At 77.2% G+C, this 12937-nt stretch carries 7 protein-coding genes and 1 pseudogene; 3 read left to right on the top strand and 5 right to left on the bottom strand.

Annotation, left to right across the window (positions count from 1 at the left end; all coding sequences use genetic code 11):
• Position 1: 1 nt before the first annotated feature.
• The 4 genes from sucC to ACVWNX_RS21615 all read right to left on the bottom strand — a co-directional run bounded on the left by sucC (position 2) and on the right by ACVWNX_RS21615 (position 7550).
• On the bottom strand, positions 2-1180 hold the full coding sequence (sucC, locus tag ACVWNX_RS21630; protein ID WP_387000095.1) for an ADP-forming succinate--CoA ligase subunit beta: 1179 nt from the start codon (positions 1178-1180) through the stop codon (positions 2-4).
• Between the two features lie 336 nt (positions 1181-1516).
• The gene (locus tag ACVWNX_RS21625) at positions 1517-2806 is read right to left on the bottom strand and encodes a vWA domain-containing protein (RefSeq protein WP_454414875.1); all 1290 of its coding nucleotides are present in this window, start codon (positions 2804-2806) and stop codon (positions 1517-1519) included.
• 431 nt (positions 2807-3237) lie between these two features.
• Positions 3238-6321 (bottom strand): DUF5682 family protein, encoded by a 3084-nt coding sequence (locus tag ACVWNX_RS21620; RefSeq protein ID WP_454409160.1) that lies wholly within the window; start codon positions 6319-6321, stop codon positions 3238-3240.
• Complete coding sequence (locus ACVWNX_RS21615) at positions 6318-7550, bottom strand: ATP-binding protein (protein WP_454409159.1); 1233 nt, start codon at positions 7548-7550, stop codon at positions 6318-6320. The genes ACVWNX_RS21620 and ACVWNX_RS21615 overlap by 4 nt, the downstream gene beginning before the upstream one ends.
• Before the next feature lie 179 nt (positions 7551-7729).
• Here ACVWNX_RS21615 and ACVWNX_RS21610 point away from each other — a divergent pair, with 179 nt between their 5' ends.
• Positions 7730-8836: an SWIM zinc finger family protein gene (locus ACVWNX_RS21610; protein ID WP_454409157.1), complete on the top strand. Its 1107-nt coding sequence runs from the start codon at positions 7730-7732 to the stop codon at positions 8834-8836.
• 262 nt (positions 8837-9098) lie between these two features.
• The gene (locus ACVWNX_RS21605; protein WP_454414874.1) at positions 9099-10712 is read left to right on the top strand and encodes a DUF5691 domain-containing protein; all 1614 of its coding nucleotides are present in this window, start codon (positions 9099-9101) and stop codon (positions 10710-10712) included.
• A gap of 101 nt (positions 10713-10813) precedes the next feature.
• On the opposite strand, the gene ACVWNX_RS21600 is transcribed toward ACVWNX_RS21605, so the two are convergent.
• Positions 10814-11230 carry a cobalamin B12-binding domain-containing protein gene (locus tag ACVWNX_RS21600; RefSeq protein WP_454409156.1) on the bottom strand — a complete coding sequence of 139 codons (417 nt, stop codon included), beginning with the start codon at positions 11228-11230 and terminating at the stop codon, positions 10814-10816.
• Between the two features lie 647 nt (positions 11231-11877).
• Between ACVWNX_RS21600 and ACVWNX_RS21595 the strand changes: the two are divergent.
• Positions 11878-12714 (top strand): annotated as a pseudogene (locus tag ACVWNX_RS21595) (esterase/lipase family protein); the annotation flags it as partial.
• Positions 12715-12937 lie beyond the last annotated feature (223 nt).

Below are 12937 nucleotides of genomic sequence, written 5' to 3'. Positions count from 1 at the left end.
CTTACTTCGCAGCCGCGAGCTCGGCGGCCTTGTCGGCCGCGCCGTCCATGGTGTCCACGCGCTGCACGAGCGGGTGGTTGGCGTCCGACAGGATCTTGCGACCCAGCTCCGCGTTGTTGCCGTCGAGGCGCACGACGAGCGGCTTGGAGACCTCTTCGCCCTTGTCCTTGAGCAGCTGGAGGGCCTGGACGATGCCGTTGGCGACCTCGTCACAGGCGGTGATGCCGCCGAAGACGTTGACGAACACGGACTTGACGTCCGGGTCGCCGAGGATGATCTCCAGACCGTCGGCCATGACCTGCGCGGAGGCGCCGCCGCCGATGTCGAGGAAGTTGGCGGGCTTCACGCCGCCGTGGTTCTCACCGGCGTAGGCGACCACGTCGAGGGTGCTCATGACGAGACCCGCGCCGTTGCCGATGATGCCGACCTCGCCGTTGAGCTTGACGTAGTTGAGGTTCTTGGCCTTGGCCGCCGCCTCCAGCGGGTCGGCCGCGTCCTTGTCCTCCAGGGCGGCGTGCCCCGGCTGGCGGAACTCGGCGTTCGCGTCCAGGGAGACCTTGCCGTCGAGGGCGATGACCCGGCCGTCGGCGACCTTGGCCAGCGGGTTGACCTCGACCAGGAGCGCGTCCTCGGCCTTGAAGGTGTCCCACAGGGTGACGAGGATCTCCGCGACCTGCTCCGCGACCTCGGCCGGGAACTTCGCCTGGGCGACGATCGCGCGGGCGGCCTCGATGGTGACGCCCTTGTTGGCGTCGACGGGGACCTTGGCGAGGGCCTCGGGGGTCTTCTCCGCGACCTCCTCGATGTCCATGCCGCCCTGGACCGACGCCATGGCGAGGAAGGTCCGGTTGGTGCGGTCGAGGAGGTAGGAGACGTAGTACTCCTCGACGATCTCGGGCGCGGTCTCGGCGATCATCACCTTGTGGACCGTGTGGCCCTTGATGTCGAGGCCGAGGATGTCCGTCGCGCGGGCGACGGCCTCGTCCGGGGTGGCGGCCAGCTTGACGCCGCCCGCCTTGCCACGGCCGCCGACCTTCACCTGCGCCTTGACGACAGACTTGCCGCCCAGTCGCTCGGTCGCCTCGCGCGCCGCCTCAGGCGTGTCGATGACTTCACCGGCCAGCACCGGTACACCGTGCTTGGCGAAGAGGTCCCTCGCCTGGTACTCGAACAGGTCCACGCGCGTCCGTCCCTATCGTGATCTCGCGGTTCGTTGTCTGCGTGGGCGTGCCGCGATGGGCAACGTGACTCCGCGGTCACTTGGGATGCGCACACGGTCGGCCGGGCACGCGGCATGTCCGTCTCGCAGGTTATCCCCGTCCGGTGGGGGACTTCCCGCCGCACGTGATCCGAAGCCGGTGATAACAGTCACAGGATGGCGCTCCCCGGCCGTGGGGTTCCGGCCGGGGAGCCTCGGCCGCCTCCCCCGACCCGCCCGGAACGAGGGGTTCCGGGGCCCCGGTGAGGGCCGGTGGCGGGGTGCGCGGCGGGCCGGTGACGGCCCCGGCGGAGTTCCTCAACCCGTGGGCGGCCGGTCCTCCGTTCCGGGGACGGGGAGCGGTCGGCCCTCCAGCGCGGCGGCCATGACCTCGGGGAACAGATCGGGGGTGCAGGCGAAGGCGGGCGCGCCGAGCGCGGCGAAGGCCGCCGCGTTCTCGTGGTCGTAGGCGGGGGCGCCCTCGTCGGACAGCGCCAGCAGCACCACCAGCCGGGTCCCGGACGCGGTGATCGCGGCGGCGCGTCTCAGGGTCTCCTCGCGGACGCCCCCGTCGTAGAGGTCGGAGATCAGTACGAGGACGGTGTCCGCCGGGCGGGTGACGTGCCGCTGGCAGTGGGCGAGCGCCCGGCCGATGTCGGTGCCGCCGCCGAGCCGGGTGCCGAAGAGGACGTCCACCGGGTCGGCCAGCGCGTCGGTGAGGTCCACCACGGAGGTGTCGAAGGCGATCAGCCGGGTGTCGAGCGAACGGACCGACGCCAGTACCGCACCGAACACCGACGCGTACACCACCGACGGCGCCATCGACCCCGACTGGTCGACGCAGAGGATCACCTCCTTGCCGGTGGCGGCGGAGGCCCGGGCACGGCCGATCAGCCGTTCGGGGACGAGGGTGCGCCGTTCGGGGAGGTAGTGCGCGAGGTTGGCGGCGATCGTGCGGTTCCAGTCGATGTCCCGGGGGCGCGGGCGCCGGGTCCGGGCGCCCCGGTCGAGCGCGCCCCGGACGGCGGCCCGGGTGGGCGCGGCGAGCCGGGCCTCCAGGTCCGCGACGACCCGGCGGACGACCTCGCGGGCGGTCTCCCTGGTCCGCTCGGGCATCGCCCGGGCGAGCGACAGCAGGGTGCCCGCCAGGTGGACGTCGGCCTCCACCGCTTCCAGCAGCTCCGGCTCCAGCAGCAGCGCGGACAGCCCGAGGCGGTCGAGCGCGTCCCGCTGCATCACCCTCACCACCGGGGCGGGGAAGCAGGCCCGGACGTCGCCCAGCCAGCGGGCCACGGAGGGCGCGGAGGCGCCGAGCCCGCCGGTGCGGTCGCCGTCACCGCCGCCCCGGCCGTCGCCGCCGGGGGCGGCCGGATGGTCGTAGAGGGCGGCGAGGGCGCGGTCCATGGTGGCGTCCCGGCCGTCCAGCGGGGGTCCGTCCGGGTCGGCCGCCGCCCCGAGGACCAGCCGCCAGCGCCGGGCGCCCTCGTCGTTCCCCTCTTGGGCCTCAGCGTGGGCCTCCTCATGGGCTTCCGCGTGGGGAGGACCCTCGTCGGGCTCCGCGTAGGCCCCTTCGGGGGGTTCTGGAGTGGTCTCGGGGGCGGTCTCCAGGGCGGCTTCCGGGGCGGAGGAGTGGACGGCAACCGGGCCGGGCTCCGGGACAGTGGCTTCCGCAGCGGAGGAGTAGGCGGCAACCGGGCCGGTCTCCGGATCGGTGGCCTCCGGGGCTGCCTCCGGGGCTTCCGGGGCTGCTTCCGGAGCGGGGAACTGGGCGGCGGCCGATTCGGTGCCCCAGGCGATGGCTCCGCCGGGCTGTTCACCAGCCGCCGTCCGGTCGCCGGGCGGGGCCGGGGCGGTGTCGGCGTCGCCCTGGCCGGGGCGCGGTGCCGGGTCCGGGACGGAGCGCCCGGCGGCCTCGGCGGTACCAGCGGCCTCGGTCCTCTGGGCGGCCTCGGCGCTTCCAGCGGTCTTCTTGGCGGTCCCGGTGGCCCCAGCAGTCCCAGCGGGCCCGGTGGTCTCGGCGGTCTCGGCGGTCTCGGCGGTCATGCGGGAGCCTCCTCGGACGGCGGCACGGACGGTGCTGGCGGCACTGCGGGAACGGACGGCGCCGGGGGCGCGGCGGACGAGATGGTGGAGGGCGTGGCATCGGTCTGCACAGCACCGGACTGAGGGACAGCGGGCGCAGAGGTGCCGGGCGTCGCGCCCCCGGACGGTGCGGCACCGGACGGCGAGGTGCCGGACGGCGGGGTGCCGAGGAGCAGGGCCAGGACCGGGGCGACCGCGTCGGCGCGGGCCGGATCAGGGTCCGGTCCGAAACCGGCGGGGTCTCGCCGGGCGGCGGCGGGACGGCCCCGGGCCAGCTCCCCCAGGGTCCGGCGGACACCCGTCCCGTACCCGGAGAAGGTGCGGCGCAGCAACGGCAGCACGTCCGTGAACGCCTCGGCGGAGACCCCACGGAGCCAGGTGTCGACCAGTCCGCGGAGCCGGACGTCGTGGACGAGGAGCAGCCCGCCGGACTCCCCGCCGAGGAACCCGTCCAGCCAGGCGGCGGCCCGCCGGGGCGGGGTGCCCGGCGACAGGGCGAGCCCCATCAACCGGGCGGCGGCCGGGTCGTCCAGTTCCCCGTCGTCCAGCAGCAGGCGTACGGCCCGGCCCCGGACGACGCCGTGCACCGCCTCCCGGGCGGCGAGCACGTGCAGCACGGCGTACCAACGGGCCCGTGGACCGTCCTGATCGGCCGGGCCGTCCGGGCCAGTGACCTCTCCGGGACCACCGGCCCGGACCTCTCGGACGGGGCCAGCCGAACGGGTGGCACCGGCGGAGGCACCCCCACTGGCGGGGACGGCCGGACCGGCGGGAGCGGCCGGGCGGGCGGAGCCGACCTGACCAGCGGGGTCGGCCGGACCGATAGGGGCGGCCGGACCGACGGAGGCGCCCGCGCCGGTGGGGACGGCCGGACTGACCGGAACGGCGGAGGCAGCCGGACCCGCGCGGTCGACGGGACCGGCGGGGTCGACGGCACCGGCAGGGCCAGCCGGGGCACCCGTGAGCAGTCCGACGGCGCCGTGCACCGCGTCCAGCCGGTTCCGGGCCCGGACGGCGGCCTCGTCGTCCAGGGAGACGCACCCGGGCGGCAGCCCCACGAACACCCGCGCGGCGATCCCCTCCGCGACCTTCCGGAGCGGCTCGGTACCGGTGCCCCGGACGTCGCCGTACCGCACCGAGCGGGCCAGCGCGGGCAGCGCGTCGGCGAGGCGGCCGACGTCGGTGTCCAGGGCGGCGCGGTCGGTCAGGATCCGCGTCACCACCGGCAGCGCCTCCCCCAGCCGGGCCAGCAGACAGCGTTCCGCCAGGGCGGTGACCTCGGTGAGGTCCCGGGCCACCAGGGCGTCCGCCCGGGCCCGCGCGGTGGCCGCGTCCCGGACGGTGTTCCCCCAGACGCCCGCCTCGGCCACCCGTACGTCCAGCTCGGGCTCCCAGCGCAGCCGCCAGGTCTCCCGGAAGGTGCCGGTGCCCGTGGGGGCGGCGGACGGTTCGCCCCAGGGGACGCCGAGCAGCCGCAGCCGGTGCAGCAGCACGCTGCGGGCGGCGTCGGTCCCGCCGCGCAGATCGAGGTCCCGGACGCGTTCCCCGGGCTCGGCCGGGAGCCGCAGCCGTCGCTGGAGCCGGGTGAGGTCGCGGCGCAGCGGCACGGCGGGCGCCCCGTCGGGCACCTCGCCGAGGGCGTCCCCGACGACGAGCCGGTCCTCGACGAGGGCCAGCGGGACGTCCGAGCCGTCGCACATCACCGCGCGGACGGCGTCCCGGGTCTCGGGCAGCCCGGGCAGCGGACGGCCGCGCAGCGCGGCGAGCGCCCCGGCGAGCCGGACCGCCTCGATGACGTGCGCGGACGAGACGGGACGGCCCTCCTCGCGGAGCAGCCCGGCGACCCGGGTCAGCCAGCGCTCCACGGGCCGGTCGGGGCTGCGGAACAGGTGCCCGTACCAGCCGGGGGACTCGACGCCCGCGCCGTAGCCCGCGTCCAGGGCGAGTCTGCGGTGGCTCCAGGGGACCCAGGTCAGCTCGACCCTGGTCCGGGGCAGTCCGCGCGTCCGGGCCCGGTCGGCGGCGACGGGGACGCGGGCGCGCAGCGCGGGCACGTGCCAGGCACCGCACACCACGGCCACGCCGTCCCCGAACTCGCGCCGGGCGGCCCGCAGCCGCAGCCGCATGTGGGCCTCCCGGACCGCTTCCCAGCTCCCGGCGCCGCCGGTCTCCCCGGTGGGGCCGATCGCGTCGGGGCCCGTCTCCCGCAGGGCGGTCATCGCCTCGGCCAGCGCCTCGAACGGGGCGAAGGGGTCGTCGGCCTGGGCCCTTCCGTCCCCGGAGCCGTCACTGACCGGACCGGTCGCGCCCCGGTGCTCGACGACGTCCTCCCACCACCGCTCGGGGTCGTCGTGCCCCGCCGCGGCGGCCAGGGCGGCGAGCGGGTCGGAGCGGACGTCGGAGCGGACGGGGGCCACGGATCCCGTCCCGGGAACGGCGTCCACCGCTCCGGGTACGGCCTCCACCGGCCCGGGGACGGCCTCCACCGGCAGGTGCGCGGCGCCCACCGGCCCGGGGACGACGGACGCGTCGACGGAACCGGACGCCCCCGCCGACCCTGAGGCCCCGGACACCCCGGCCGCCCCGGACGGATCGGTCGCCCCGGACGAACCGGCCGGGGCATCGGGGGCGTCCGGGTCGGGGACGGGGACCCGGGCCAGCGCATGGGCGGCGGGGACGTCGATGAACCGCACCGGCACCCCGTGCCGCAGGGCCCAGCGCAGTGCGACCCACTCGGGGGAGAAGTCGGCCAGCGGCCAGAACGCGGTGGCCCCCGCGACGGCCGCGGCGACGGTCCCCGGGGTGTCCGGCACGTACGCGAGCAGCGCCACCGGGGGCCGCATCGCGGGGTCGGCGGCCAGCCCCACCAGCGGGTCGGCCTCCGGCGGGCCCTCGATGAGGACGGCGGACGGGGCCGCCGCGTCCAGCGCCGCCAGCACGGCCCGGGCCGAGCCGGGGCCGTGGTGGCGGACGCCGAGCAGCAGCGGCCCGGCCCGCTCCGGCGGCGGGGCGGCCGCCGTGGGGGCGTCCGGGCCGGTCATCCGTCCGCCTCGCGGCAGGCGCGGTAGAAGTCGTCCCAGCCCACCCGTTCCCGGACCACCGTCTCCACGTACTCCCGCCAGACCACCCGGTCGGCCGCCGGATCCCGGACGACGGCCCCGAGGACCCCGGCGGCGAGGTCGGCGGGGCGCAGGACGCCGTCCCCGAAGTGGGCGGCGAGGGCGAGGCCCTGGGTGACCACGGAGATCGCCTCGGCGGTGGAGAGCGTGGCGGTCGGGGACTTCACCCTGGTGCGGCCGTCGACGGTGACCCCGTCGCGCAGTTCGCGGAAGACGGTGACCACGCGCCGGATCTCGTGGAAGCCGTCGGGCGGGGTCGGCAGCCCGAGCGCCCGGCCGAGCTGCTCGACCCGGCGGGCGACGATCCCCACCTCGGCCTCGGCGCTCTCCGGCAGCGGCAGCACCACGGTGTTGAACCGGCGGCGCAGCGCGCTCGACAGCTCGTTCACCCCCCGGTCCCGGTCGTTGGCGGTGGCGATGAGGTTGAACCCGCGCACCGCCCGCACCTCCTCGCCGAGTTCCGGGACGGGCAGGGTCTTCTCGGACAGGATCGTGATGAGCGAGTCCTGCACGTCGGTGGGGACCCGGGTCAGCTCCTCGATCCGGACGATCCGGCCCCCGGTCATGGCGCGCAGCACCGGCGAGGGCACCAGGGCCTCCCGGCCGGGGCCGTGGGCCAGCAGCCGCGCGTAGTCCCAGCCGTAGCGGACGGCCTCCTCCGGGGTGCCCGCGGTGCCCTGCACCAGGAGCGTCGAGTCCCCGCTGACGGCCGCCGCCAGGTGCTCCGACACCCAGGTCTTGGCGGTGCCCGGCGGTCCGAGGAGCAGCAGCGCGCGATCGGTGGCGAGGGTGGTGACGGCGACCTCGACGATCCGGCGCGGCCCGACGTACTTCGGGGTGACGACGGTGCCGTCGGGGAGGGTGCCGCCGAGCAGATAGGTGGCGACGGCCCACGGGGAGAGCCGCCAGCTCCCGGGACGGGGGCGGTCGTCGTGGACGGCCAGCGCGGCGAGTTCGGCCGCGAAGGCGTCCTCGGCGTGCGGGCGGAGCACCGACGCGTCCGGATCTCCGGTTCCGGATCCGTCGGCTCCCCGCCCGTCGGCTCCCGTTCCGGTTCCGGGTTCGGCTCCGGGTCCGTCGGGGGGTCCTCCGGGACCGTCGGCGGACGTGCCCGGAGCGGCGGGTGACGGTGTGGGTGCGGGCACGGACATACGACGGGTCCCCCTCCGGACCGGCGGTTCCGATCCGTCCTCCACGGTGCACCACGCCACTGACAACGCCGTCCGGCTGCCCGCCCGGAACCGAAGGAACCGCAGGTCAGGGCGGATTGTCAGTGGTGTCCCCTACCTTCGGGGCATTCGGTGCGACGACCGGGGCGGAGGTGCGGGGGATGCGCGGACCACGGGGGACGGGAGCGGGGACGAGAGCGGGGACGGCCACGGCGGCGGGCACGGTGACGGGTGCGGAGGGGCCGCCCGCGTCCGGTCCGGCCGAGGGGGCGGACCGGGGCGGTCCCGGACCCGTCGATCCGGTGGCGGCGCGGCGCCGGGCCGAGCGGCGGGCCGCCCGGATCACGGCCGGGGCCGGGGAGTTGGAGCGGCGGATCGAGGACGTGCTGCGCGGCGGGCTGGCCACGGCCGGGCCGGAGGGCCGCGCGGTCTGGGAGGAGACGGCCGCGCGGATGGTGGACGCGCAGGCGCCCGGGCTCGCGGCGCGGGCCCGGGAGTTGGCGGCGCTGCCCGGCTCGGGTCCCGGGTGGCAGGCCAGGATGCTGGAGGAGTGCGCGCTGCTGCGGCTGCTGGCCCTCGGCTGGCTCCGCCGGGACGCGCTCCCCGAGGCCCTGGCGGCCACCGTGCGCGCCCGGGTCGGACTGCCGTCCGTACCGGAGGGGGAGCCGGTACCGGACCGCTGGCTGGTGCTGGCGCACCACGACCACCGGGACGACCGGCTGACGACCCGGCACGTCTGGGTGCACGGCGCGGCGTCCGGACGGACGGGCGTGGTGCTGTCGTACACGGCGCCGGGGCGGACGCCCGCCCCCGCGCCGCCGGTGGGCGGGGTGCTGACGGCGACGGCGGTGCCGCGTCCGGGGACGGCCCTGCCCCGGCTGGAGCTGGACACGACGGACACCGTCCCCCCGCCCCCGGGCGGGACGGCGCCGGGGGGACGCCGTCCGACGGGCGGCCGGGTGCCGGACGCCCTCGCGGCGTACGGGGCGGCGGTGGCGGCCGACCCCTGGGCGGAGGAGGTGGCGGTGACCGTCGCGGAGGTGGTGCCGGTCCTGGCGGCGGGGGCGGCGGGGGACGGGCGGCTGGTCGATCCGGCGACCCGTCAGGCACTGCCGCTCACCCCGGGGTTCCGGCGGGGCGGGGGCCTGTGGCGGCTGGTCTCCCTCGCGGGCGGCACCGCCGTGACCGTGTTCGGGGAAGTGGGGCACCGGGGGTTCCGCCCGCTCGCCGCCTGGCTGCCGGACGGCCCGGTGGTGCCCCTGACCTGACCACCGGCCCGACCAACCGACCAACCGGCCAGCCGACTGGCGACTGGCGACTGGCGACTGGCGACTGGCGACTGGCGACTGGCGACTGGCGACTGGCGACTGGCGACTGGCGACTGGCGACTGGCGACTGGCGACTGGCGACTGGGACAACCGACCTACGGAGCGGGGGACACGGGAGGTGGACCGCGTGGGCGACCGAGGAGAACGGGCCGACCGGGAACGGCGGCGCGGGGAGGACGAACGTGAGGAGTGGGACGCCCTGGTGGTGACCGCGCTGCTCGGTACCGCGCGGCGCGCCGACGCGGGACGGGAGCCGTCCGAGGTCCTGGACGCCGCCGCCGCGCACGTCCTGCGGCGGCGGGCGGGCCTCACCCCCGCCCGGGCGGAGCCACCGCCCCCGGCGGCCCCCCGGGACCCCCGCCCGCCGACCCCACCCCCGGCGGCGCACCGGCTGGCGGAACTGCTCGCCGACGCCCCCCGCGCGGGCACCCCGGGCCGCCGGGCGGGCGCGCCGGACCTGACGGAGCTGCTGCCCCAGTGGCTGGCCGCCGCCAACGCCCACGGCTACGCGCCCCCGCCGCAGCTGCTGCCCGATCTGCTGGACGCGGCCCGCTCCCGTACCGATCTGCGCCCCGCCGCCCTCGTCTACGCCGGGTCGCGCGCCCGTTGGCTGGCCCGGCTCAACCCCGACTGGCGGTTCGCCCTGCGAGCGGCGCCGGGCCGGGGGGCGCCGTCGCCCGCCCCCACGGACCCGGCTCGGACGGCCCGGCTCTGGCGGGAGGGGCTGTTCGCCGAACGGACCGCCCTGCTCGACTCGCTCCGGGCGCGGGACCCGGACGCCGCCCGCGTCCTGCTCGACGGCACCTGGTCGGCGGAGCGCGCGGAGGACCGGCTGATGTTCCTCGACGCGCTCCGCACCGGACTGGGCCCGGCCGACGAGCCGTTCCTGGAGCGGGCGCTCGGCGACCCGGGCCGCTCCGTCCGGGCGACGGCCGCCGACCTTCTGGCGGCGCTGCCCGGTTCGGCGCTCGCCGCCCGGATGGCGGAGCGGGCGGTGTCCTGTGTGGCGCCGGACCGGCTGAACGGCTCCGGCACCGTCGTGGTGGAGCCCCCGTACGCGTGCGACCCGGCGATGGAACGGGACGGGGTCCTCGCCCGGCCTCCGGCCGGGCGGGGCGAGCGGTCCTGGTGGCTGGGCCAGTTGGTGGCGGCGGCCCCGCTCGCCGTCTGGCCCGGGCGGCTGGGCGTCCCGGACGCCCGGGCGGTGCTCGCGCTGCCGGTGGCCGACGACTGGCGGGAGGATCTGCACGCCGCGTGGTGCCGGGCGGCGGTGCGCCAACGGGACGGGGAGTGGGCCCGGGCCCTGCTCGGCGCGCCCGCCGCCCCGGGCGCGGGCGGGCCCGGGGCGGTGTCGCTGGCGGAGCGGGCGAAGCTGCTGGCCGTCCTGCCCGACGGCGAACGGGCCGACTGGGTGGCCGGGTTCATCGCGGCGCACGGACTGTCGGAGGCGTTCCAGCTCCTCGGCGGCTGCGCGGTGCCCTGGTCGCGCCCGCTGGGCCGGGCGGTGGTGGACGCGCTGAACATCGCCCGGGACGCGGGCGGTTACCCGTGGAGCTTCAGCGGGGTGATGGGCCTCGCGGAACGCTGTCTCGACCCGGACGAGGGGGAACGCCTCGCGGAGCTGACGGGACTGACGGCGACCCCCGACGAACCGGAGGACGCGGCGCCCGGCGCGGGGGGCTACTGGGCGGAGTCCTTCCAACGGCTCGCCGGAACGCTGCGGCTGCGCGCGGTGATGCTGTCCGAACTGGCCCCCGGACCGCCGGCCACCGCGCCCCGCCCCCCGGTCCGCCCGCCCCGCCCACCGGCCCCGTGAACCGTCCGCCCGTCCGCCCGTCCCGGCGGAACGCCCCCGGAGCGTCCGGGCCGGGGACGGGACGGCGACGCCACCCGACGGGCGTGGCCCCGGGCCCGCCGTCACGCCCCGCTGGACTCGCGGACGTTGGCCCGTACCCAGTCCACGATGGACGTGGTGGTGGCACCGGGGGTGAAGATCGCGGCGACGCCGAGTTCCCGCAGCGGCGGGATGTCGGCCTCGGGGATGATGCCGCCGCCGAAGACCTTGATGTCCTCCGCGTCGCGTTCCCTCAACAACTCGATGACCCGGGCGAAGAGGGTGTTGTGGGCGCCCGAGAGGATGGACATCCCGATCGCGTCCGCGTCCTCCTGGATCGCCGTGTCCACGATCTGTTCCGGGGTCTGGTGCAGCCCGGTGTAGATGACCTCCATACCGGCGTCCCGCAGCGCCCGTGCGATGACCTTCGCCCCCCGGTCATGGCCGTCGAGCCCCGGCTTGGCGACGACCACGCGGATCGGACCGGCTGTCACACCCATCACTGCCTCCCAGTACGTACGAGAACGAACCCGCCCGAGGGGCATGTACCCACGGTCACCCGCCGTGCGCCCGCCGTGTCCCGGTGTGCCGGGGTGTCCGCCGGAGACGGCCGGTGTCCCCCGGTCCCACGACCCCACGGACCCGGTCAGTGAACGAACGTTATCCCGGTGCCCGGTACGGCCGTCAGTTTCGTGACGTCGACCGAGGGGGAAATCACACGGTGGGACACGTTCACCGCGTCCGCCGTCGTGGCGCCCGTCCGGGCCCGCCGGGGCGACGGGCGCGCGGGAGCCACGGCGCACCGCCGTCCCGCCGGTCCCGCCTCGCCGCCGCGAGCCGTACGGGCCCGTCGGGCGCCGGGGCCGGGCCGTGGACGGCGACCGGCGCGGCCGGACGTTCCGCGCGGATCGCGGACCGGACGGCGGCGGACGGTACGGAAGCCGGGTTCCCCGAGGGCGCGCCCGGGACCGGAGCCGTTCCCGGACCGCCGACGGGAGGTCGGCCGATGAAGGTCACCCGGTTCGGACTCCCGGCATCCCTGCCACCCCTGACGCCCCTGGCACCCCTGTCGTTCCTCTCGTTCCTGCCTTCCCTGTCCCCCCTGTCCCCCCTGCCGCCGCTGGCGCGGAAGCTGCCGTTCCTCCCCGTGTCGCTGTCCCTGCTGCGGCTGCCGTTCCTCCCCGTGTCGCTGTCCCTGCTGCGGCTGCCGTTCCCCGCGCCCTCCCCGGGTGACGCGCCCGGCCCGGGCCCGGCGGCGCTGGTCAAGGCCACCGCGCTGGAGGCCGCCGTCCTCGGCGGACATCTGCTGCTCTACCCCTCGGGCATCGTCCGCGAGCACCACGACCCCGGCCCCGGCGGCCCGTCCGATCCCGGTCCGCCCGTGCTCCTGCTGCACGGCTTCGTGGACAACCGTTCCGTGTTCGTCCTGCTGCGCCGGGTGCTCGGCCAGGGCGGTCGGCGGGTCGAGGCGCTCAACCACTCCCCGCTGACCCGGGACATCCGGACCGCCGCCGAGGACCTGGGCCGGGCCGTCGAGGACCTGTGCGCGCGGACCGGACGGGACGAGGTCGACCTGGTCGGGCACAGCCTCGGCGGGCTGATCGCCCGCTACTACGTCCAGCGGCTCGGCGGGGACGTCCGGGTCCGGGTCCTGGTGACCCTGGGGACACCGCACTCGGGCACCCGGGCCGTACCGCTGATGGACGTGCACCCGGTGGTGCGGCAGATGCGGCCGGACTCGCCCGTGATCGCGGAGCTGGCCCTTCCGGCGCCCGGCTGCCGCACCCGGTTCGTGAGCTTCTGGAGCGATCTGGACCAGGTGATGGACCCGTTGGAGACGGCCCGCGTGGACCATCCCGACCTCCTCGCCCGCGAGGTGCGGGTCACCGGGATCGGCCATCTCGCCCTACCGGTGCACCCGTTGGTGACGGCGGGCGTCCGGAACGCCCTGGCCGCCGACCGACCGGATCCCCGGTCCGGCGAGCCCCCGGAGGGGCGCCCGGACGAACGCCCGGAACGGCGCCCCGCCCCGGAGGCCGGCACCCGGACGGCCAACCGGGTGAATGACCCGACGGACGACCGGGCGGACGGTCAGACGGACGGCCGGGCGGACGGCCGGGCGGACGGCCGGGCGGACGGCCGGGCGATCCCTCTGAGGAGCGCCCGGACGGGCATCCGCACGGGCGCCCGCACCGGGACGACACGAC

Source organism: Streptomyces sp. JNUCC 64 (assembly GCF_054484115.1).
The sequence above is the reverse complement of the archived record's forward strand: the minus strand, read 5'-3'. Positions and strand labels throughout refer to the sequence as shown.

Coding starts and splice junctions, on each gene's coding strand:
- ACVWNX_RS21620 (WP_454409160.1), bottom strand. CDS start 6,321: ATGACCGGCCCGGACGCCCCCACGGCGGCCGCCCCGCCGCCGGAGCGG.
- ACVWNX_RS21615 (WP_454409159.1), bottom strand. CDS start 7,550: ATGTCCGTGCCCGCACCCACACCGTCACCCGCCGCTCCGGGCACGTCC.
- ACVWNX_RS21610 (WP_454409157.1), top strand. CDS start 7,730: ATGCGCGGACCACGGGGGACGGGAGCGGGGACGAGAGCGGGGACGGCC.
- ACVWNX_RS21600 (WP_454409156.1), bottom strand. CDS start 11,230: ATGGGTGTGACAGCCGGTCCGATCCGCGTGGTCGTCGCCAAGCCGGGG.